Raw genomic sequence first — 19,241 nt, 5'->3', positions numbered from 1 at the left:
CCGTACCTGAACGTATCTGCATCATGTGCGGGGCGGACCGCCAGCTAACACAACATAGCGGACGGCCGCTTCTTCAAGCATCTGGACTGCCTCCGAAAGCACAAGTGCGAATAAGCCGTAATGGAGGCCCAGTTGGGCATGAGCTCCACCCAACTCTGTTCGGGTGCCGTCAAGTTCCTGCACTACATGCGAGGAAATCTGTGCCCATTGCTTGCCATGGGTGTGCCCGCTGGATAGTTGCCATGCGGCAAGCCATGGAAAGTTGGCACTGCCATCGTGCAGTCGCTCCAGTTGTTGGAGAATTCTGGTCATGGACGGGAGCTTATGCTGCTCGGGATTCCAACTACCTAAGCGCGCGTGTTCCGAAGCATCCTTCAGGCGAGCCTTTCGCTCGTCTTTGTCGGATCGCTTCTCCATCGTTTCGAGGAACGATTCCTTTTTCTCCGCCTCGTCTCGCGCCAGTTGAATTCTGCGCTTGATCCTCAAGGTGCCACTTTCTGGTTCCAGCAGCCATAGTGCCGTTGCCGCAGCGTCAATGGCACCTCTGACCAATGCGTATGCGCCGAACGGGTTAGCTGTGAGACTTACTTTGCGTTCCGTTTCTCGAACCATCATCTGTTCAAGGGAGGCAATGCAGCCTGTTGCAACGTTCATTTGATTGAAGGCATACGCGGACACGGTGTAAACCGGTGCCCGCTCATCGTCCAACCACAGACGAGATTTTTCGGCTGGCTCTATGAGAGGCGCCAGGGCCGTTTCTATTTGGGCCGCTTCGGTGAACGACAGCATTATTCGTTGGCTGTGACTGATGTCGGAGTCAGCAGCCGCTGGAAGATTTGTCACGCATCAAAGTCTATGACGTCAGCGGGGCCTGTTACGTAGTGGACTGGACGTGGGGCCCAGACCGCAGTTGGCTCTCTACAGTCATCCGAAAGGTAGCTAACCTACGGGGTAGGATCCGAGGCGACAGCTTTCACAACGCTGAAAATCTGCAAGCCCAGTTGTATCCGAGCGATACTCCTGCCGCGTGCGTTCGCGGACCTACAGCTGACTCTTCGTCTTCCCAAATGGGCTTGTTCCGGCTGTGTACATCTGCAGGGGTATCTGGAATGCAATGCGCTCCACAACTTCCATGGACCATACTGATCCGATGTCGGAGTCCTTGTCCGTGCGTCCGCTGTACACGCCATGTAAGACTGCCACTTCAGCCGTATCATCGGCCGGAACGGCCGCGCTAACGGCAGCCGCCTGGTAAGCGATGACAGGTGACCCCGATTGGCCGCTGCGGGTGCGACTGTCAATAAAGAACCGGTCAGCGGGGGCCACCTCGGGCTCACTCGCGACAGAACCTCGGGTCCAAATGGGAGTTGAGGAAACGAATTTCCCTACGGACTTGGGGTAGCCAACGACAAAAAGGTCGTCTGTGATGGAGAGTGAACCGAACTGATTTTGAGTCCATCTATATGCATAAGTGAGCAGATCGTCTTTCCGCTCGCGGGGAATGGGAAATATGGCCACGTCGGTCATAGCTTCCTGGCCGTCTCCATCCAGCCACCACGAACCATCCTGAAACCAAGCTCGCTTCCAGCCATCGACAGTCTCCTGATGCAGTGGAATCTCCCAATGAACACCGCCTTCGGCGGATTCGACGGCTTCTTCAAGCTCATTCGGAAACTCGATACGTAATGTCGCTGGTATCCGATTTTCAAAGTTTTCGACATAGCTTCTATCGAGGGCGCGCCAGGTGACAACGTGATAGTTGGTAACCAGCACGAGATCACCCGACTGATTGAGCTCTGCGAGGAAGCCGGTGGCGGTCATTCCCTTTTCGGCCCCGTCGGCGTCGTAGGATGTCAGCTTGAGTGATTTCAGCGAGTAGGGCGAAACTCTTGGGAGGCGAGGCGGAGGGGGCGTCCATCCCTCTGGAAAAGGAATCTGCGGGTACTCTTGCTGATTTGGCCTGCTCACGAATGCATTCATACCACGCCCTGGCGTATGTTACTGAGAAGGGCCGGTCCTAGTTCACGCACGGAGGCTTCCCATATGGGGGAGGCCTGGAAACACGATTGCCCACCCTGGGCTTCTTCGAGCGGAGCTTCACCCGCGAATATCGCGGAGGTCTGAGGCAATCTCCGGCCAGCGGTCTATTCCGCACCCGCGGGCTGTCGCTGCATGGCCCGGCGCCCTCCCCGATAGGGAGAGCTGCCTGGCGCCCGTTCTGCTTCTTCGAGCAATTCGTGGATGGGGCATCCCAAGACGTCATAGGCGACGCTCTTACGCCCCCACTCAATGCCAATGATCATGTTTCGGCTGAGCCCTGATTCTAAGGCCAGCGCTTCCTGCGACAAACCTTGTTCCAGCCGTAGTTCCCTGATGCGCCCGCCCACAACTGCCCGCCGTTCTCCCCAGCGAAGCGTTTGCTCCGGGGTTAACTGCTGAGGGCGAGTGGGCATGAATCAATGCCAACCAATAATGTCAGCCTTGTCTGCTCCACTAGTGATACATAGGTAACCGCAAGTCTTGTCTTGTAAGGAGAATCGATGATGGTGGCAGCCGAGGTAGCGGCGCAGGTCCGGCAAACTTCACAAGTGGTGTAATCACAAGTGGTGTAATAAAAGACCTGGAACGAGATGGACTTCGAGGGCCTTTACCCTAAAGTTCCGGACCGAGGACGTGAATCGGACCAGGACGCAACGGCCTCCAGTATTGCGGCAGGCCCACTGACACAAAGACGTCAGAACTGTGCCGTTCGCATAGCCACCAGCAACAGAGGCAAGGGAACCTCAAGCCGCTTCGGACGCGGACAGAGAAGTCGACCTGCAGCGGTCCCGGTCAGGATGGTGGTCTGTGCGGGCGACAGGTGTACTTCCGCGAGCCTGGGCAGGATAACGGTGTTTGCAAGACGCACTACGATCAACTAAGGCGTCGGGGATTCATGGGGTCTATTGAGCCGAGACTGCCTGCTTTGACAAGTACCTGCGATGGCCCCGGTCGCGATGGCCAGGAACTGTGCGGCCGCCCGTCCGAAGCCCGCGATACGCTCCTGTGCTCCCCGCACGATAGACAGCTCAAGAAAAACGGAAGCCTCAAGCCGATCCGCAAGGTTAACACCCCTGGTGGTCCATGCGTTGGCCCCGGGGCTGACTGCGGTCTGTGCGGCGGACCGGTTGAGAACAAAGGTCTCAGCCAGTGTCAGAGCCACTACGCGCAGCGACTCATAATCGTAAGGTCAGGAGATCGAGCATCCCCACCGCTACGGACTAAGCCCCCGGGAGCTCGAATGCCAGGACAAGATCCTCGAAATCGCTTGTCATTGGGTCACCATTCGGCAGATTGGACATCGGGCACGATGAGTTCATGGGTAAATACCATCCCAGCAGGAAGTTCTGCTGAAATCTTCTTAGCCTTAGCACGCTCACGAGGCGCCCTTCTTCGGCTATGAACAAGTGCCTGATGGAACTCCTCGGGTGTCATCACGTCTTCATCCGACCCGTAGACAAAGTATCTAGGAATCATTTGCAGGTACTTATTCTCATCGTCTAAGAGAACGAGCAAACAGTTGAGGTATCCTTCTATATAGGCTGCGTCGAGGAAGCGTTCTTCAGCGTAAGCCCGCTCGCCCAGCTTGTCGTAGCTTGCTGCCAACGAGTGAACGTGATGGCGATCCGAGTATTCGCCTGAGCCTCTTCTGCGGGCCACCCTAAAGCACGCATCTTTCATTCCGTCGTGATATGCCCAGGAATACATAACAGCAGGAAAATCTTTGTGATCTACACTCTTAGTAACTTCGTCGGCATCGAAAACCTCCTCTTGGAGGGTCTCGAGACGCTCGTACCCATCATCCGGCAAGAAGCAGTGCCCAGACATGGGGCTCTTGAGCTCGCGTAAGAAGTGGATACCGCTGGTCTTGATATGCCGAAGTCCCAAATCATCCTGCTTCTCCAGGTCAAAAGGAGAGACCATGTAAGCGCGAGGCGCATAGTCCTTCATGTCGTCCAAGAGGGCCTGGTAGAGGCGACGGAAGTTCCAATTACGGAGTGAGTAGCCGATGAAAACTATCGTCTTCGTTGCGAGCAGCTGCTTGAGGAGACCCCCCAACACATTGACGCTCAGATCTTCGAGGCGCTTTGCATAATCCGTCTCTGTCGCCACAATGCTGGCCAAGTTATTCATTGACCCGTGGATCTTGAACACCCGTCGTCCTGGCATCCGGTACAAGCTAATGTCTTCACCGGTGACGAACGGGGTAGCCTGACACTCTTCTTCAAAGTATGTGTCCCAGTTCGTCGTTATAACGTCTCGCAGGTAAGGCATGGTCGCGAGCTCGCGATGGAACTTGCGGGATTGGTGCCGGGGCCCGGGAAAGAATCAACATGGTCGAATTTCTTCTTGACCATGCGTACCAACTCCTGACGACCAAAGCGATCTTGGAAAGCCTGCATGACCTCAGGAAACGACCCCGGGTCCTTGAGGCCCAGCCGAGAAGCGGCCAACGAATAGACGGTTTGGGGAAAGACCGCCGGGACTTCGGTGCTGATGCCGGCGCCGGCAAAAATCACAAGGTCCCGTTCGTGTGCACTCTGCTTGAGCTCCAACGGCAGTTCGAAGGGGAGATCCAGCTTGCAGTGTACGCACTCCGTGCCCTCCGCGTGTCCTGCATTTACTGATGTTGTCACGCCATACGTCCCGACCCTCGTGCCGATATTGCCGCTTTCACTTTAGCGGTCTGTCAAGCCCGTGAATCTACAACGAGCCGCGTTGGGACCGTGTTCTCCGGCCGAGGGATATAACCTTCGATTTTCTCCGCGCCCGCCCCGCCTGTGATAGCGCTCGACAAGCCGTATGGAATTGAGAGTCATTCTTACTAACGTCGGCCGAAGGTCCGCCTCGGGTCCAAGATCCTGTGCTAAATGAGCGCGCGGTCCAGAAATAAGGAGTCGCCAGTAACCGGCGCAATAGCACACTCAACGTTCCGCCTGCTCGGAGAGGTGTTTCAACTGGAAGTTCCTTGTATTCCCGAGCAGAACGACTTTGAGGTCACGGCACACTACTACTTCGACCGGAAAGACCGCGGGCCTCGCGGGCTTATTCACAACATAATTTTGCCTGCCATCGGCTTTGCTCTGACTGTCTGGTTGTGGAGGAGTCTGAGCGGTCTGTCCCTGGGCTTTGGTCTGGCCTGGGCCGCGGTTGGACTTGCTGACATCGCTTATCTGACGCGTGGATTCCGTAGGCCGGCACCGCGGCTGGATTTGAAGGAAGCGTAGTCAGCCTTTCCATTCCTTGTCTTCAGGGCGTATCGAAGGCTGGTCGGACGGCAGCGTAAGTATCCTCCTCCAGATCCTTGATGCTTTGGCCTTGGCTGTTTTTCCAGGCTGCCCGTCCGTTTATGGAGCCGCCAACGAGGACATCTCCAGCGCCACTCGGGGACGGGAATAGGTGATCCCTAAGGAACACGAACTGCTCTCCTCGGTTAGCGGCTATGCCCACATCAACCAGCTCCTGCCTTTTACGATGAAGGCTGGCCAGGGCCGATGGTCTTAGGTTCGCGTTTCCGTATGATCCCGCGCGGACAAGCATTCCCTCTGGCGTTCGAAGAGCTTGAGCATTAGTTCCTGAGCCCACAAGGAAAAATAGAGCCTCGTGGTCCGATGCAGTAACATGGCCGTCAGACTCAGGGACTCGGGGTGCCTGGAGTACGGGCTTTCCTAACGTCGCCAGCAGCACTGAAATGGTGTCCAAGAATTCATGGCAGTCAGCTTCCAGCGGTCGTGGCGTGTGGCGATTGGAGGCGGCATTGCTGTTCTTCAGTGAGTATCTGCCTGCTGAATTAGCAATCTCTATCGACCGAAATTCCATATAGCCGACATGAGTGTCGGTCCAAGTGTTGGTCAGGGAAACTGCCACCAAAGCTCGGTACCAGAAATCTTTCTTCACCGCGTGTTCCGCTAGTCGCAGCCCCACGTTCCCGGTTTGCCCGATGTAGCATTCCGGCAAGTCCTCGGTTCCCCCTCCGAAGAGGAAATACAGTCCCACTTGTGTCGATTCCGGCATGGACCGAAAAGTCTGAAGCATTGACCTTGGAACCTCAAAAACCCTGACCGTGCGAGTGGTGATTTCGGCCTGCCGGATACCAGCGGGATCTCCATGGGGGAGAAAGATCTGTATCGTTTGAGGCCTTTGCATGCCGACTGCCTTTCGTCTCTACTTTCGATATTCGGTGTAGACCTAAGACAACCATGCGTTGCCCCGGTCAGGCGTGCCCCACGCTCTCGGCCACCAGCTTCGCGTCCATCCCCACCCCGCCCAGGATCGATGAGTAGTGCCGAGTCAGCCAGGGTAGCCCCACGGCGTACAACCCGGCGTGTTCGGTAACGCCGCCGGCGTGCCGCGGATATCCCCACTCGTCCAGCACCGGGATGTCGATGAACGACAGGTCCAGCCCATACCCGGTCGCCCACAAAACGGACGTGATCCCGGCTTCGGCCAAGTTCAACGAAGCAGGCTCTGACGGCAACCAGTCGTCGTCGGGCACAGGCGGCTGGTCCGGCGCATGAAGACCCGCCGCTGCGATGTATCCGTCAATCGCCTTCCGCATCCGCTGATCGAACCCGGACTCGACTGTCGCGAGGCGTTCGGGGAGGTCGTCGCTGAAGGTGATGTCGCCGTCGTTGATTGTTTCCAGGCGGCCGTGCAGGTGCATGCCGCGGCGGCCGAGTTCGCGGAGGTGGATGTCGTGGCCGCCGTCGGTGCCGGAGAGCAGCGGGTTGCACGCCAGGCGGGCGGCGGGGGAGGGGAGCGCCTCGCGGGTGAGGGCGTTGACGCCGTGATCGGGGCCGTGTTTGCCGGTCTCGAGGAGCCAGTAGAGGATGTCCTGGCCGCGGTATCGGCGAGGCGCTTCGGGGCAGGTGGAGACGGCCAGGTGGACTTCGCGGCCGGCGTCGTGCAGTTCCTCGGCGATCTGCCCGCCCGACTGCCCCGTCCCGACAATCAGGACGGCGCCCTCGGGCAGTTGCTGCGGATTGCGGTAGAGGTGGGTGTGGAGCTGGGTGACTTCCTTGGGAAGCTTGCCGGCCACGGCTGGCACCTTGGGCACCTGGTAGGCGCCGGTCGCGAGCACCACCTTCTTGGCTGCCAGCCTGCCCAGCGAGGTTTCGAGGCTGAAAGTGCCGTCCGTTCCCGCCGATAGTCTGGTGACGTCGACGCCGGTATGGATCGGAGCGCTGATGACTTCGGCGTATCGCCTGAGCAGATTTACGACGGCGGTTCGGGGCAGAAAGCCTTCGGGGTCATCGCCGGTGTAAGGCATCCCAGGGAGGTCGAGCGTGTAATTGGGGGTGTTCATGTAGAACCCGTCCCAGCGGTCCTGGAACGCGCCGCCCAGGGAGCCGCGCCGCTCGAGGAGCTGATGCTCGACGCCCGCTTGCGTGAGCCAGTAACTGGTGGCGAGACCGGCTTGGCCGGCGCCGATGATCACGGTACCTGGGGCGGATCCCATGGCGTGGATTTTACGCTTGGGGCTCCGGTTTGGGGATGGGTTTTTGGTGGTGCGTTTAGCTGTTTTGGGCCTCGAAGAATGCTGCGATCTCCGCGTCCGTCGGCTCCCTGAGTTCTACGGGGGTTGTGGCCGGCGTCGGGGCTATGTAGTCGTGGATGGAGGTCTGGCCTTCGAGCTCTGGGGTGGGCTCAGACGTAGCGTCGTCGGTCATTCGCAGCTCCTGGGGTCAAGTGTTAGACCACCATATTCGGCAGGCCGCCTGATCCTTCGGAAGACATGCAGGGATGCCCGGTGGGTTGGAGGATCGCCGATCCTCCAACCCACTCCTGGACGGGGCTCATGCAGAGACGAGCGCTTTGGCGGGGGAGTCTTCGACGCGTGCAGGCCTCAGCAGTGAAAGTGTGAGGGCAACACCTGTAAGGATGATCGCCGGGACGGTCATGGCCCACCAGAGGGCTTGATGTTCGAGGAGAGCTCCAGCAATTGCACCCAAGAACATCGATATGACGGCCGCGAGCCGGCGAAGGGTCGCTGCCGTCTTAGCGCCACCCCAAAAACGTCCTGCTTCGCTGAAGAGCAGGGACAACGTAGAGGTGATGACTACCGTGGAAACGTCCGGTACCCCCACCCGGCGCGCTGCGATTGCCTGAAAGCCCATGAAGATGCCGATGGCCACCGTGGCGGCATGCATCAGGGATTCATTGAGAGGCAGCAGGGACATGAGGACTGTGACGGCAACCATGCCGACGGCGATGAACCAGAACACGGGGATGACGGCCGTATCCTTACCGTGCTTGGGAGGAAACCGTCGCAGGATCAGCCCGAGGATCCACGAACCGAAGGCGAAGCCACCGAGCGCGGTGAGGGGTCCCCAGAGCGTTATGTGTTCGGATCCAGCGAGGGCCAGGCCCACCAGGATGACATTGCCGGTCATGTTCGCGCCGAAAATATGCTCCATGCCCAGATAGGTGGCAGCATCCAGCGCTCCGGTACCGAAACTGACGGCGATCATCAACCAGAACGTGATTCGTTGTGAAACCACCCGGCTACGTCCCGTCCGCCAACAATCCGTCGGAACGCGGATCGGACCCTACCGCGAAGGATGCCGCATCCTCAGTTAGCCGAACCACCTGCAGATGGCCGGCTGCGTCGTCGAAGGCTTCCAGTTCCTTGGAACGGAATCCTGCGGCGTGCAGGGCCTGGACCGCGCGGTCGGACACTCCTGATTCGACGGCGATGGTCGCGGCATCATCAACCGCGGCCGCCCCGGCTTCCATCTGCCCGATGATCCATCGGGCACGGGCGGAGGCCGCGTCGGGTGCCATGCCCAAGGCCAAGTTCAGTGCGAGGTGGGTATGGACCTGGGGTTGCGCCCGGCCGCCCATGGTGCCATGCGCCCCGACCAGCCTTCCGTCCTTTCGGACCAGCACTGGCATGAGCGTGTGCGGAGGGCGTGTGCCTGGCCGCAATTCGTTCGCTACACCCGGTACAAGGCTGAACGAGGCGGCCCTGTTGTGGAGGAGAATTCCAGTGCCTGGATCCAGGACGCAAGATCCAAACGCGTGGAAGGCGCTTTGTATGAGCGAGACCCAATTTCCTTCTGAGTCAGCGGTGACGACGGCCACCGTATCGCCGGTTCGTCGGGCGTAGGTGCGTCCCGTGATGCTTCCCGACAGACTGCGAGTGAGGGCGCGTTGTGCCGTCGCGGCGGCGGTTTCGCGTGACAGCAGGGCGTCGACTGGAACCTCGCGATGTGAGGGATCGCCCAAGTACTGGTCCCTGTCTCGAGCAGCTGCGGCGAGAATGCCGGCGATGACGCCGGCGTCTTCGCCATCCGGGTCGGGGATGCGTCCCAGCTCGTAAGCCACGACATCCAGCGCGGCCAGGCCTTGGAGGAAAAAGGTTCCCTGGCTGTTGCCTGCGGCGCTGAGGTACTCGGTCCCGGCAAACTCTACGGAAGCAGGGCGTTCAAGGGTGGCTTGGTGATCCTCAAGGTCCTTGCGAGTGAGCTCGCTGCCCAAGCCACGGAGTGTTTCAAGAACGCTTTCGCCAAGGGGTCCCCGGTAGAAGGCATTCACGCCATCTTCAGCCAGACGGGTCAACGTCTCTGCAAGGCGGACTAGTTTGAGGGTTTCACCTTGCTTGAGGACAACCCCATCCTGAAAAAATACTTCACGGCATCCCGCATCCTGGGACAGGAGATGCTGTTCGCGCATCAGGTCGCGGGCTACACCAGGTGCTACGGTGACCCCGGCCTTTGCCACGGCTGCAGCCGGGAGCAGGGCTGCCGCCAGAGGCTGACGTCCCCACTTATCCGCAAGCACCTCCCAAGCGCTGAGAACGCCGGGCACAGTGACGCTAAGAGCTCCGGCGACGGGTACGAAGCCGTCTGGTCCTATGTATTTATTGAGGTCAGTGGTGTGGGCGGAGCGCCCGCTGCCATTGACGACTGTGACGTTTCCGTCGGGGGTACCAACCATGGCTATGGCATCGCCGCCGATGGTGCACTGATTGGGATAGACAACGGTGAGCATGGCTGCCGCAGCCAAGGCAGCGTCCACTGCGTTGCCACCTTCGGCGAATGCCCGATGGGCTGCGGCCGTCGCTCCGGAATGCGGAGTGGCCGCCGCCCCGGTGAGGGAGTTCTGATTCATTGCTTAGGTTGCTTTCTCGTTTGGTGTGTCAGGGTCCCAGGCGCCGACGCCGATGGCCTCGGCGACCTGGTGGATATGCCCGGACATGGATGCGCGTGCTTCGTCGGCGTCGTGGGCGCGGATGGCCTCGTAGATCCTCCGATGCGCGGCCACGGATTGCTCTATTCGAGCCATGGTTTGGTGGGTTCTCTCCCTGGAAGGTGCCATCCATTCGTTGGCGACACCCAGGAGCTGAACCAGCATGGGATTGCGGGTTAGCTTCGCAACTGCAGCGTGGAACTCGACGTCGAGGCGAACGAGCAGTTGGAGGGATGGTTCCCGGCGGCGGAGTTCACTCTCAGCAAGCTCCAGTGGTTGGAGCAGAACTCCCAGTTCACTGGCTCTCGCGCGGAGAGCGGCACGCTCAGCCATCGGAGGTTCTACCACTGCGCGCAGGTCCATTACCTCGGCCAGCATCCTCTGTGAGGAATCCATGGCTCCGAGCATTCCTGCGTGGAGCTCGGGCCTGGTTTGTTCCTCGACAATCGTCCCGCGTCCTGGTTTGCGGCTTATGAGGCCTCGCAGCTCCAGCTCGCGCAGGGCTTCCCGGACAGAAGTGCGGGATATGCCGGCGGTCTGGGCCAATTCGCGTTCGTTGGGAAGTTTGTCGCCTGCCTTGAGTTCACCGTTGGTGATCATCCGGATCAGCTTTTCACTTAACCGTTCGGAAAGGGGGCCGCTGGCCACGGAAAGACTGCTCATGGACGACATAGTTACCTCCGCTGAATTGGTTAGACAAACCTACCAGCCGCAGAACCCACGCCCGGTCTGGCTAGTCGAGGATCTCCACGGTGACCCAGTTTTCGAAACAACTGCCGCCGGCAAGGCTCATAACGCCAATAGTTGCCCGCCCACCCAGCCCGACTTCGGGACCGAACACCTCCACGAAGAGGTCTGTGGCGCCCGAGGAGACCTTGTGGACTTCAGTGAATTCCATCGTGGAGGTCACGAAGCACAGCGAACGAACGATACCTTTCACGCGGTCCAAGGAGCCGAGTGCCAAGCGGATTCCGCCCAGGCAGTTCAGCGCCGTCAGACGGGCCGCCTCATAACCTTCCTCGACGCTGAGGTTGGCCCCGAGACGCCCTGGGTATCGGACTGTGCCATCGCTTTTGTCCGGGGTATGACCGCTGAGGTAGAGAACGTTCCCCACGATATGGTGCGGCTTCATGCTCCCGTAGGTGTCGGCTCCGTAGTAGCCGTCAACTTTGAAGTCCGGTATCTCCAGACCGAGTTCCCGGACGCGGTCTTCATAACTAGTGGTCAAGGTAATGCTCCTAAGTATCCTGCCTCGCCAGTGGCAGATAGTCCAATGGTCCAACCAAGTACCTATGAGCGTAGTCACACGAGGGGGCTAGGTCAACAAGGCAACTAAAAAATGAACGATATTCATAAAAACTGTTGACTTAGGTCCAAAGGTCGGACAAACTCCAGATATGGGAGTCATCGCCGCCTCCCGTACAACCAAGTGATTCTTCCCCCAAACACCAGCTCTGACTTGAGCTCGTACGTCACTTGCAAAGGAATTCCCATGTCCACTCCGGACCACCCCCTTCAGCCCTTACAGGTCAGTTACGTGGATGACCCGCGCGTCGTGAAAGAAGCCGCGACCGAGGACTACACCACCCACGTAGTCCCTCTCTCGTGGCGCAGTAACAAGAAGTCCCTGTCGATGTCTTGGTACTCGCTGGTCAGCGGAATGTTCTACCTCGTCACCGCGGCAACGCTGGCCGCAGTCGTTGGTACCGTCGATACCCTTATCGGCATAGTCCTGGCCTGCCTGGCTTTCGGAGGCTTGGGCTTTATCTTCTCCAGCTACGCGGCCAAGACAGGCCTGACAGTCGCACTCATTTCCCAGCGGCTGTTCGGTGCCTCAGGTTCCATCGTGGCCCCGCTCATCCTCGCGGCCACCTCCATCTATTACGCCGTGTTTGAAAGCTCAATGATCGCCCATGCCTTCCATGCATATATCGGCGGCATTGATATCCGGATCTGGTACGCGATCGCAGTGGCCATGAACCTTCCGCTGGTCATGGGCGGAATCAGGCGTTGGATGGACAAGTACAACGCTGCCTTGCTTCCGGTCTACTGGGGCGGGCTCATCCTGGTGATCGTCTTGGCAGCCACCCACGCAGACACGTCGGCTTGGCTCGCACATACCCCTGAAGAAGCCACAAGCCTTGCTGCGCCTGGCTGGCTATACGCTTTCTTTATCTACCTGGGTGTCCTCGTCCTCATGATGTTCACCATGGACTTCGCCCGCTTCGGCAAACCACGCGACACCAAGGTCAACGGCGTCGGCACCTTCGGACCCGTCTTCTACGTCTTCGTCTACCTGGCTAACGGTCTCATCGGTATTTTCATCGCCTACTCTGCCGGCCTGGCGGGAGGCGTATCCTCCACGGCAATCGTCGAGTTCATCGTCACGCTGATGGGCGGCTGGGGCCTCTTCCTGGTCTGGGTCACGCAAGCCCGCATTAACACTGCCAACTTCTACGTTGCCTCAACCAACATGGAAGCCCTCTGGACCAGGCTCTTCCGCGCTCGGCTTCCACGAGCTTGGGCAGTGCTGATTTGTGGTGCCATCACCTACCTGATCATGCTCACCGATGTTCTCAACTACGTGCTTGTTGCCCTTGCCTGGCAGGGTGCGTTCATTGCATCGTGGGTTGGCATCATGCTCGTCCACATTCTTTTCAGCTCGCGTGGCGACAAGAATGGACTGCCGGAATTCCGCCCAGGGCGCCTGGCCCGCTTCACTTTGGGAAGCTGGATTTGGATTGGCAGTTCACTCCTCGGTGCGTTGCTCTACCAGTTCGGCGGTCCATTCGGAGCCACCTGGTCAACACCCCTCACCCTGACCCTTGCTGCAGTCCTGTACACAGCGGCGTTCAAAGCCCAAACCCGTAGCGCCATCCTCCGCCGTCGCAACGATCCCCGAGACGAAGTGGATGACATTTGGGAAGCGCGTATCCGCTGCCACGCGTGCGACCACAGCTACATCGCTGCCGAGATGGATCGTGATCCCAGCGTTCCCGGGCAACCTCCCATCTGCTCAGCCTGCGCAGGGCTCAGCCGAAGGTACTTGAACGCTTGCAAGCAGGAGGATGCAGTTCTGTCCTACAGCGCCACTGAGCACGATCATTTGCCCGTGTAAGTAACTGGTGATGGCTGCGCACCCCTTGGGTGCCGCAGCCATCGCCCGTATCCGTCCGGATTTTTGGCTGAGCAGCGCAACTCCAGGCGTGGCCTTGGCCCGAGTGTCCTATGACTGTTTGAAGCCATTCAAAACCGTGTACATTCCGCCGATTTCTTGCGCCACCTTGTCCAGGTCCTTGCCGCTCCAGTTTTCCTCCAAGGCAAGGGACAAGTCTGCGACGATCCAGTTCTCGCCTTCAACGATCGCCACCGGCTGCGAGGTATCCATGTAGACCTGCGCGGCGTCGGCCCGAGCATCCGAGCTCTTGAACCACTCGATCTGAACCCTGTTGCCGCAAACCGCGTATTCGGCCGTGAAGCCGGCCAGGTCCGGGTTCACGATCGGTCTCGCCGTTGGCTCACTCTCGCAGCCGACGACGGCGGCAACGGCCTCTCGAGCTTCGGCAAGTGACGCGAAGGTCGGGCCTGGCACGGGTGGGATGCCGGCGTCGGGCTCTGTCGCCCGCTCAGACGTGCAGCTGGACAACATGCCGGCAACTGCGAGCCCTGCAGTAATGAACGCGAATCGACGAAAAGAAATCACTGGACACCCCCATTTGTCAGTGGTGCCATCCTCGCACGACTACGTGGCGTACGGGATAGAAGACGATAGGCTTCTTGGACGACGTCGTAGGGGGAACGATTTCCAGAATGACTACTGCACGCAAGTTCCGCGTACTCACCTTGGCATCCACGGCTTTAGTTCTGGCCATTCTGATTTTGCAATTCACCCAAGTGATCAGCGGGTTCTGGAGCGTGACGCTGCTCGTCATCGTCGGGATTCCCGTGACGATAGCTTGGGTGATCCTGGAGAGGCGCTTGGGTGCCGAGAAAATGAGGGACGCGCCTTAGGCGGCCGATTCCGGCGCCGACCTTAAAAATGTCAGTGGTGGATGCCATGCTGCCCCGATGGATCAATTTCCGTTCACACAAAAGCTGCCACTGACCCTTCGAGCACGTCTTTGGTGGCACGACGGCGCCGGCGTTCGGGTCCGTGGGTGGTCAAACCGACAGTGGCTTACCGTGACCGTCCTTCTTGGGCTCACGGCCAGCCTCCTTTCAGGTCTGACATTCTTCTCATCCGATCTGCTCACCGTCGGCTGCCTGGTTGCTGGTTCGTTCAGCCTCATGGGCCTGAGTTGGTTCGGACTCTACTCCGCACTTCAAGCCGGCAAGGCGACTTCAAGGTGCAGGCCTTGATTGACGTCGAGGTCAAGAAACCGGTGTCAATGCGAGTGTCAGTAACGCGGCATTTATCAAGTTTCTGTTGTAAATTTTAGACATGGAATTACGACGGTCCGCAACCCTTCTTGACGTAGCCCGCTTGGCTGGCGTCTCCCGCTCAACGGCAGCCAGGGCACTCGGCAAGTATGGCTCAGTGAGTCCGGAGTTGCAGTCCATGGTCGCCGCGGCTGCTGAGGCGCTGGGCTACCGCGGGAATGCCTTGGCCAGAAGCGTAAGTTCGGGCCGGTCACACACCATCGGCGTAGTTGTGAGTGACATCGAAAATCCGCATTTTGCCAGGGCCGTGCGGGGCATGACCGATGCCGCGAAAGCTGCGGGCTTCGACGTCATTCTCGCCAACACTGACGAGAGTGTTGAAGCTGAACGCGACGCGGTGCAGGTGTTCCTGGACAAACGTGTGGACGGTCTGATCGTGGCTTCGACCAGCAGAAGCGATTCCGGCCATCTATTGGATGTTGTGGGCATGGGGCGACCCCTGGTGCTGTTCGATCGACGCCCGGATAATGTGGAAGCCGACTGGGTCGGCACAGACTGCTACGCAGACGCCAAGTCGGTCATGGAGTTTCTCATCAGCAAGGGGCACCGGCACATCGCCTTCCTTTCTGCGACTACCAAGACCCCAGAGGAACTTGAGGCGGGCAGCCCGCTTCCTATCTCGACCATCGCTGACCGAGTGCGTGCCGTGCGCGATACGGCTAGGGCACGAGGAATCGGGTATGAGTTCATTTCCGGGGCAATGTCCCCGGAGAAAACACAAGAAATCGTGGCTTCGCTTCTTCGTCGCCCAGACCGGCCGAGCGCCATCATCGCTTCCTACAGCCGCATCGCATTACCCACTTTCCAGGCCATCCACGGCGCCGGGATGAGCGTTCCGGAAGACATCTCCCTGGTGTGCTTGGACGATACGGAGTGGATGACCGTCAGCCACCCGAGCGTCACCGCGATCTCCAACCCCGCGTACGACATGGGAATCAAAGCAGCGGAGGTCCTCCTTGAGCGTATTGCCGGTGCGGGGCCGGATGTCCGCGATCACCTGTTGCCTGCAACATTCATCGAACGCGCTTCAGTCGCGGACTTCATGCAGGCCAAGGTCGGCAACCCCGCATAGTTGCCGCCGGAACCAGCAGGACCCGCAGCCGAAAGGCTGCGGGTCCTGCTTTTTAAGGGGGATCGCCGTCGCTCCCGGGTTGGCCGTGGCATCCAAGAAAAAATGATTGATCAAGATACCGGTGTCTCATACCATTAAGAAATCACTGAAGATACCGGTGTCACTACGAACCTTAATATCGATGAAACAGCCCCGAAACTATTGACAGTTAGGGTTTACTCCAGAAATACTTTCGTTGCGTAGGGTGACACGGATCACCCGATCTCCCAGACTTCCGAGGTAGGAGCAGTACAGATGAAAGAACAGACCAAGTTGTGGGGAGGCCGGTTCGCTGGCATGTCGAGCCCTGAGCTGAGCCGTTTTTCGAGGTCCGATCCTCGCTACTTCAGCATGGCCCCGTATGACCTGCACGGGTCCCGGGCGCACGTACGGGAATTGAACCGCTCTGGTCTCATTGACGACGCCGAATTGGGCCTCTTCCTGAACACCATCGATGATCTTGCCCGCGATATCGCTGAAGGTCGCGTAACACCACAAGAAGCGGACGAGGACGTCCATACCTTCCTGGAGCGCCTGCTTATCGAGCGGATGGGACCGACAGGCGGGAAGATCCGGGCCGGCCGATCCCGGAACGACCAGGCCGCAAACGACCTGCGCCTCTACATGCGTGACAAGGTCCGCGGAGTCAGCGAACTGCTCGTGGAACTCACTGAGTCGCTGGCCAGCCAGGCCGACCAGCACCTCCGCACGCCCGTCCCGGGTTTCACCCACTTGCAGTCCGCACAGCCGGTGGTCTTCGGACACCAGATCCTCGCTCACGCACAACCACTGGTCCGGGATCTGGAACGGTTCCAGGACTGGGACCGCCGGGCAGCGGTTTCACCGCTCGGAGCGGCGGCGCTGGCTGGTTCAACATTCGCGCTCAACCCCGAACTGGCTGCGAAAGACCAGGGCTACGAAACCAGCGCAGAAAACTCGATCGACGCCGTCGGAAGCCGCGATGTGGCCATCGAATTCCTCTTCGTCTGCTCCCTGACGCTCATCGACATATCCAGGCTGTGCGAGGAAATCATCTCCTGGGCGTCCCAGCAGTTCCGTTGGATCACCATGGATGATGCCTACTGCACCGGCAGTTCGATCATGCCGCAGAAGAAGAACCCGGACATCGCCGAGTTGGCGCGTGGCAAGGCGGGCCGCGTGCTGGGCGACCTGATGGGTCTGATGGCGGCCGTCAAGTCGTTGCCGCTGGCCTACAACCGGGACCTTGCCGAAGACAAGAATGCCGTCATCGACGCCGTTGAAACTTTGGAAGTCGCTCTTCCGGCGCTCGCTGGACTCGTCCGTACTTTCACGGTCAATGTTGAAGAGGTACGTCGTCAGGCAACGGCCGGCTTTACCTTGGCGACGGAAGTCGCTGACTGGCTGGCCCGCCAGGACATTCCCTTCAGCGAAGCCCATGAGATCTCAGGAGCACTGGTGCGTTTCTGCGAAACCAAGGGGCTGGACTATGACGACCTGACGGATGAACAATTGGCATCCGTGGACCGCCGTCTGACCCCGGAAATCCGGACGGTCCTCACTATCGAAGCTGCCCTCGAAGCGCATTCAGGATTCGGCGGCACCTCGCCTGCTCGAGTCGCAGAACAGTTGACCAGGCTTCGGGCAAAACTGGACCAGATCAAGAGCTGGACAGTGGATTACAACGGCCTGCGTGTCAGGCCGAACAACGCGGGCTGAACCATGGGCCCTACTAGCGCAGACTCACGCGGCGCCACCGATACCCTCCACGATCAGGAAAAAACCATGAACACTCAAACAGAACCGGGCGTCACCAGTGCCGCTCCGGCCGATTTGAAAATCGTTCCCCGGAAGCACGTGGGGCGGTGGATCGGCGCCGCCGCGGTGGTCCTGCTCCTGGTGTGGCTGGGCGTCTCCTTCTACCGGGCCAAGATCGACTGGCCAACCGTCCAGGAATACCTCACCGTCCCGGTGCTGATTCAGGGCATCGGCGTTGCGCTGCTGTTGACCGCGGTGGCCATGATCATCGGGTTGGTCCTGGGCGTGGTCACAGCGGTCATGCGACTGTCCAAAAACCCTGTGGTCTCGGGCGTTGCATGGTTGTACATCTGGGTCTTCCGCGGCACACCGGTTTATCTTCAACTGTTGATGTGGTTCAACCTGGCCCTGATCTTCCCCGTGATCGGTATTCCAGGCCTTTACTCCGGCCGCATGATCGATATCCTCACGCCGTTCGTTGCAGCCTCGATCGGTCTGGGCTTGAACCAGGGCGCCTACACCTCCGAAGTGGTCCGCGGCGGCATTCTCTCAGTCGACGAAGGCCAAACCGAGGCCGCCCAGGCTGTGGGCATGACACGGCTGCAAGCCATGCGCCGAATCGTCCTGCCGCAAGCAATGCGGGTCATCATCCCGCCGGTTGGCAACGAAGTCATCGGCATGCTCAAGACCACCGCACTGGCCTCCGCGATCGGCGTGAGCGAAATCCTGTCCGAAGCCCAGCACATCTATTACGTCAACAACCGGATCATGGAACTGCTGATCGTCTGTGCCGTCTGGTACCTCGGGGCGGTCTCCATCCTCAGCATCGGCCAGTTCTACCTCGAGCGCTACTTCGCAAAGGGCGCCTCCAGCCGGCAACTGCCGCTGACTCCATTCCAGAAGGCAAAGGCCATTTTCGGCACCAACAGGAAGGCACTGTCATGACCACCAATGTTCTGGTCCGAGCCGAAAATGTCCACAAATCCTTCGGCCCCATCGAAGTCCTCAAGGGCATCAATCTCGAAGTGACCAGCGGAGAGGTCGTATGCCTCCTCGGCGCCTCCGGGTCAGGGAAAAGCACCTTCCTGCGGTGCATCAACCACCTAGAGACCCTCTCCAACGGCCGCATCTGGGTAGGGCAGAACGTGGTCGGCTACCGTCAAGACGGCAACCGACTTTTCGAACTGTCCGATAAGGAAGCCGCCCGGCAGCGACGATCCATTGGCATGGTTTTCCAACGCTTCAACCTGTTCCCCCACATGACAGTCCTGGAAAACATCATTGAAGGCCCGGTCCTGGTCAACAAGGTCAAACCGGCCGAAGCCAAACAGCATGCCTCCGAGCTCCTTGCGAGGGTGGGACTGGAGGGACGCGAATCGTTCTACCCCCGCCAGCTTTCCGGTGGTCAGCAGCAACGCGTCGCAATTGCCCGCGCGCTGGCCATGAAACCGGAACTGATTCTCTTTGACGAACCCACCTCGGCCCTCGACCCCGAGCTCGTCGGTGAAGTCCTGGACGTCATGAAAGACCTGGCTGAATCCGGCTTGACCATGATCGTCGTAACCCACGAGATCGGCTTTGCGAAGGAAGTTGCCGACCGCGTCGCCTTCATGCATAACGGCGAAATCGTCGAGCTTGGCCCGCCGTCGCAAGTCCTTGGGAACCCACAGCACGACCGCACCAAAGCATTCCTCTCCCGCGTCTTCTAAACCCTCTATGCCCC

19 protein-coding genes are annotated in these 19,241 nt (G+C 59.4%); 6 read left to right on the top strand and 13 right to left on the bottom strand.

Annotation, left to right across the window (positions count from 1 at the left end):
* Nucleotides 1-21: 21 nt before the first annotated feature.
* The 12 genes from ACIQTZ_RS19750 to ACIQTZ_RS19695 all read right to left on the bottom strand — a co-directional run bounded on the left by ACIQTZ_RS19750 (nt 22) and on the right by ACIQTZ_RS19695 (nt 11,458).
* Nucleotides 22-843: a hypothetical protein gene (locus ACIQTZ_RS19750; protein ID WP_402983120.1), complete on the bottom strand. Its 822-nt coding sequence runs from the start codon at nt 841-843 to the stop codon at nt 22-24.
* A 198-nt stretch (nt 844-1,041) separates the two neighbouring features.
* Entirely contained in the window at nt 1,042-1,968 is a 927-nt protein-coding gene (locus ACIQTZ_RS19745) for a trypsin-like peptidase domain-containing protein (protein WP_402983117.1), read from the bottom strand.
* A 176-nt stretch (nt 1,969-2,144) separates the two neighbouring features.
* Entirely contained in the window at nt 2,145-2,453 is a 309-nt protein-coding gene (locus ACIQTZ_RS19740; RefSeq protein WP_402983114.1) for a helix-turn-helix domain-containing protein, read from the bottom strand.
* A gap of 865 nt (nt 2,454-3,318) precedes the next feature.
* Complete coding sequence (locus ACIQTZ_RS19735) at nt 3,319-4,314, bottom strand: SIR2 family NAD-dependent protein deacylase (RefSeq protein ID WP_402983112.1); 996 nt, start codon at nt 4,312-4,314, stop codon at nt 3,319-3,321.
* Nucleotides 4,290-4,676, bottom strand: a complete 387-nt coding sequence (locus tag ACIQTZ_RS19730; RefSeq protein WP_402983109.1) for a hypothetical protein — start codon at nt 4,674-4,676, stop codon at nt 4,290-4,292. Before ACIQTZ_RS19730 ends, ACIQTZ_RS19735 begins: the two co-directional genes overlap by 25 nt.
* A gap of 613 nt (nt 4,677-5,289) precedes the next feature.
* Complete coding sequence (locus tag ACIQTZ_RS19725; protein WP_402983174.1) at nt 5,290-5,580, bottom strand: DUF4357 domain-containing protein; 291 nt, start codon at nt 5,578-5,580, stop codon at nt 5,290-5,292.
* 673 nt (nt 5,581-6,253) lie between these two features.
* Nucleotides 6,254-7,498 carry a flavin-containing monooxygenase gene (locus ACIQTZ_RS19720; RefSeq protein WP_402983106.1) on the bottom strand — a complete coding sequence of 415 codons (1,245 nt, stop codon included), beginning with the start codon at nt 7,496-7,498 and terminating at the stop codon, nt 6,254-6,256.
* Nucleotides 7,499-7,553: 55 nt separating this feature from the next.
* Nucleotides 7,554-7,709: a hypothetical protein gene (locus ACIQTZ_RS19715; RefSeq protein ID WP_402983103.1), complete on the bottom strand. Its 156-nt coding sequence runs from the start codon at nt 7,707-7,709 to the stop codon at nt 7,554-7,556.
* A 126-nt stretch (nt 7,710-7,835) separates the two neighbouring features.
* Nucleotides 7,836-8,540: a YoaK family protein gene (locus tag ACIQTZ_RS19710; RefSeq protein WP_402983100.1), complete on the bottom strand. Its 705-nt coding sequence runs from the start codon at nt 8,538-8,540 to the stop codon at nt 7,836-7,838.
* Between the two features lie 4 nt (nt 8,541-8,544).
* Nucleotides 8,545-10,152 (bottom strand): gamma-glutamyltransferase family protein, encoded by a 1,608-nt coding sequence (locus ACIQTZ_RS19705; RefSeq protein ID WP_402983097.1) that lies wholly within the window; start codon nt 10,150-10,152, stop codon nt 8,545-8,547.
* Nucleotides 10,153-10,155: 3 nt separating this feature from the next.
* Entirely contained in the window at nt 10,156-10,893 is a 738-nt protein-coding gene (locus tag ACIQTZ_RS19700) for a FadR/GntR family transcriptional regulator (protein ID WP_402947243.1), read from the bottom strand.
* A gap of 70 nt (nt 10,894-10,963) precedes the next feature.
* Nucleotides 10,964-11,458: a RidA family protein gene (locus ACIQTZ_RS19695; protein WP_400336671.1), complete on the bottom strand. Its 495-nt coding sequence runs from the start codon at nt 11,456-11,458 to the stop codon at nt 10,964-10,966.
* A gap of 264 nt (nt 11,459-11,722) precedes the next feature.
* Between ACIQTZ_RS19695 and ACIQTZ_RS19690 the strand changes: the two genes are divergently transcribed.
* Nucleotides 11,723-13,348: a purine-cytosine permease family protein gene (locus ACIQTZ_RS19690; protein ID WP_402983094.1), complete on the top strand. Its 1,626-nt coding sequence runs from the start codon at nt 11,723-11,725 to the stop codon at nt 13,346-13,348.
* Between the two features lie 108 nt (nt 13,349-13,456).
* On the opposite strand, the gene ACIQTZ_RS19685 is transcribed toward ACIQTZ_RS19690, so the two are convergent.
* Nucleotides 13,457-13,933, bottom strand: coding sequence for a hypothetical protein (locus tag ACIQTZ_RS19685; protein WP_402983092.1), 477 nt, complete (start codon nt 13,931-13,933; stop codon nt 13,457-13,459).
* Nucleotides 13,934-14,040: 107 nt separating this feature from the next.
* Here ACIQTZ_RS19685 and ACIQTZ_RS19680 point away from each other — a divergent pair, with 107 nt between their 5' ends.
* The 5 genes from ACIQTZ_RS19680 to ACIQTZ_RS19660 all read left to right on the top strand — a co-directional run bounded on the left by ACIQTZ_RS19680 (nt 14,041) and on the right by ACIQTZ_RS19660 (nt 19,227).
* The gene (locus tag ACIQTZ_RS19680; RefSeq protein ID WP_402983089.1) at nt 14,041-14,241 is read left to right on the top strand and encodes a hypothetical protein; all 201 of its coding nucleotides are present in this window, start codon (nt 14,041-14,043) and stop codon (nt 14,239-14,241) included.
* Nucleotides 14,242-14,671: 430 nt separating this feature from the next.
* The gene (locus ACIQTZ_RS19675) at nt 14,672-15,742 is read left to right on the top strand and encodes a LacI family DNA-binding transcriptional regulator (protein ID WP_402983086.1); all 1,071 of its coding nucleotides are present in this window, start codon (nt 14,672-14,674) and stop codon (nt 15,740-15,742) included.
* Between the two features lie 294 nt (nt 15,743-16,036).
* Nucleotides 16,037-17,479 (top strand): argininosuccinate lyase, encoded by a 1,443-nt coding sequence (gene argH / locus ACIQTZ_RS19670; RefSeq protein WP_402983083.1) that lies wholly within the window; start codon nt 16,037-16,039, stop codon nt 17,477-17,479.
* Between the two features lie 66 nt (nt 17,480-17,545).
* A complete protein-coding gene (locus ACIQTZ_RS19665) occupies nt 17,546-18,463 on the top strand; it encodes an amino acid ABC transporter permease (protein WP_402983080.1) in 918 nt (305 codons plus the stop codon).
* A complete protein-coding gene (locus ACIQTZ_RS19660; RefSeq protein WP_402983077.1) occupies nt 18,460-19,227 on the top strand; it encodes an amino acid ABC transporter ATP-binding protein in 768 nt (255 codons plus the stop codon). Before ACIQTZ_RS19665 ends, ACIQTZ_RS19660 begins: the two co-directional genes overlap by 4 nt.
* Nucleotides 19,228-19,241 lie beyond the last annotated feature (14 nt).

Origin of the sequence: Paenarthrobacter sp. NPDC090520 (assembly GCF_044769205.1) — a bacterium.
Classification (GTDB): domain Bacteria; phylum Actinomycetota; class Actinomycetes; order Actinomycetales; family Micrococcaceae; genus Arthrobacter.
This window is presented reverse-complemented; position numbering and strand designations above follow the sequence as displayed.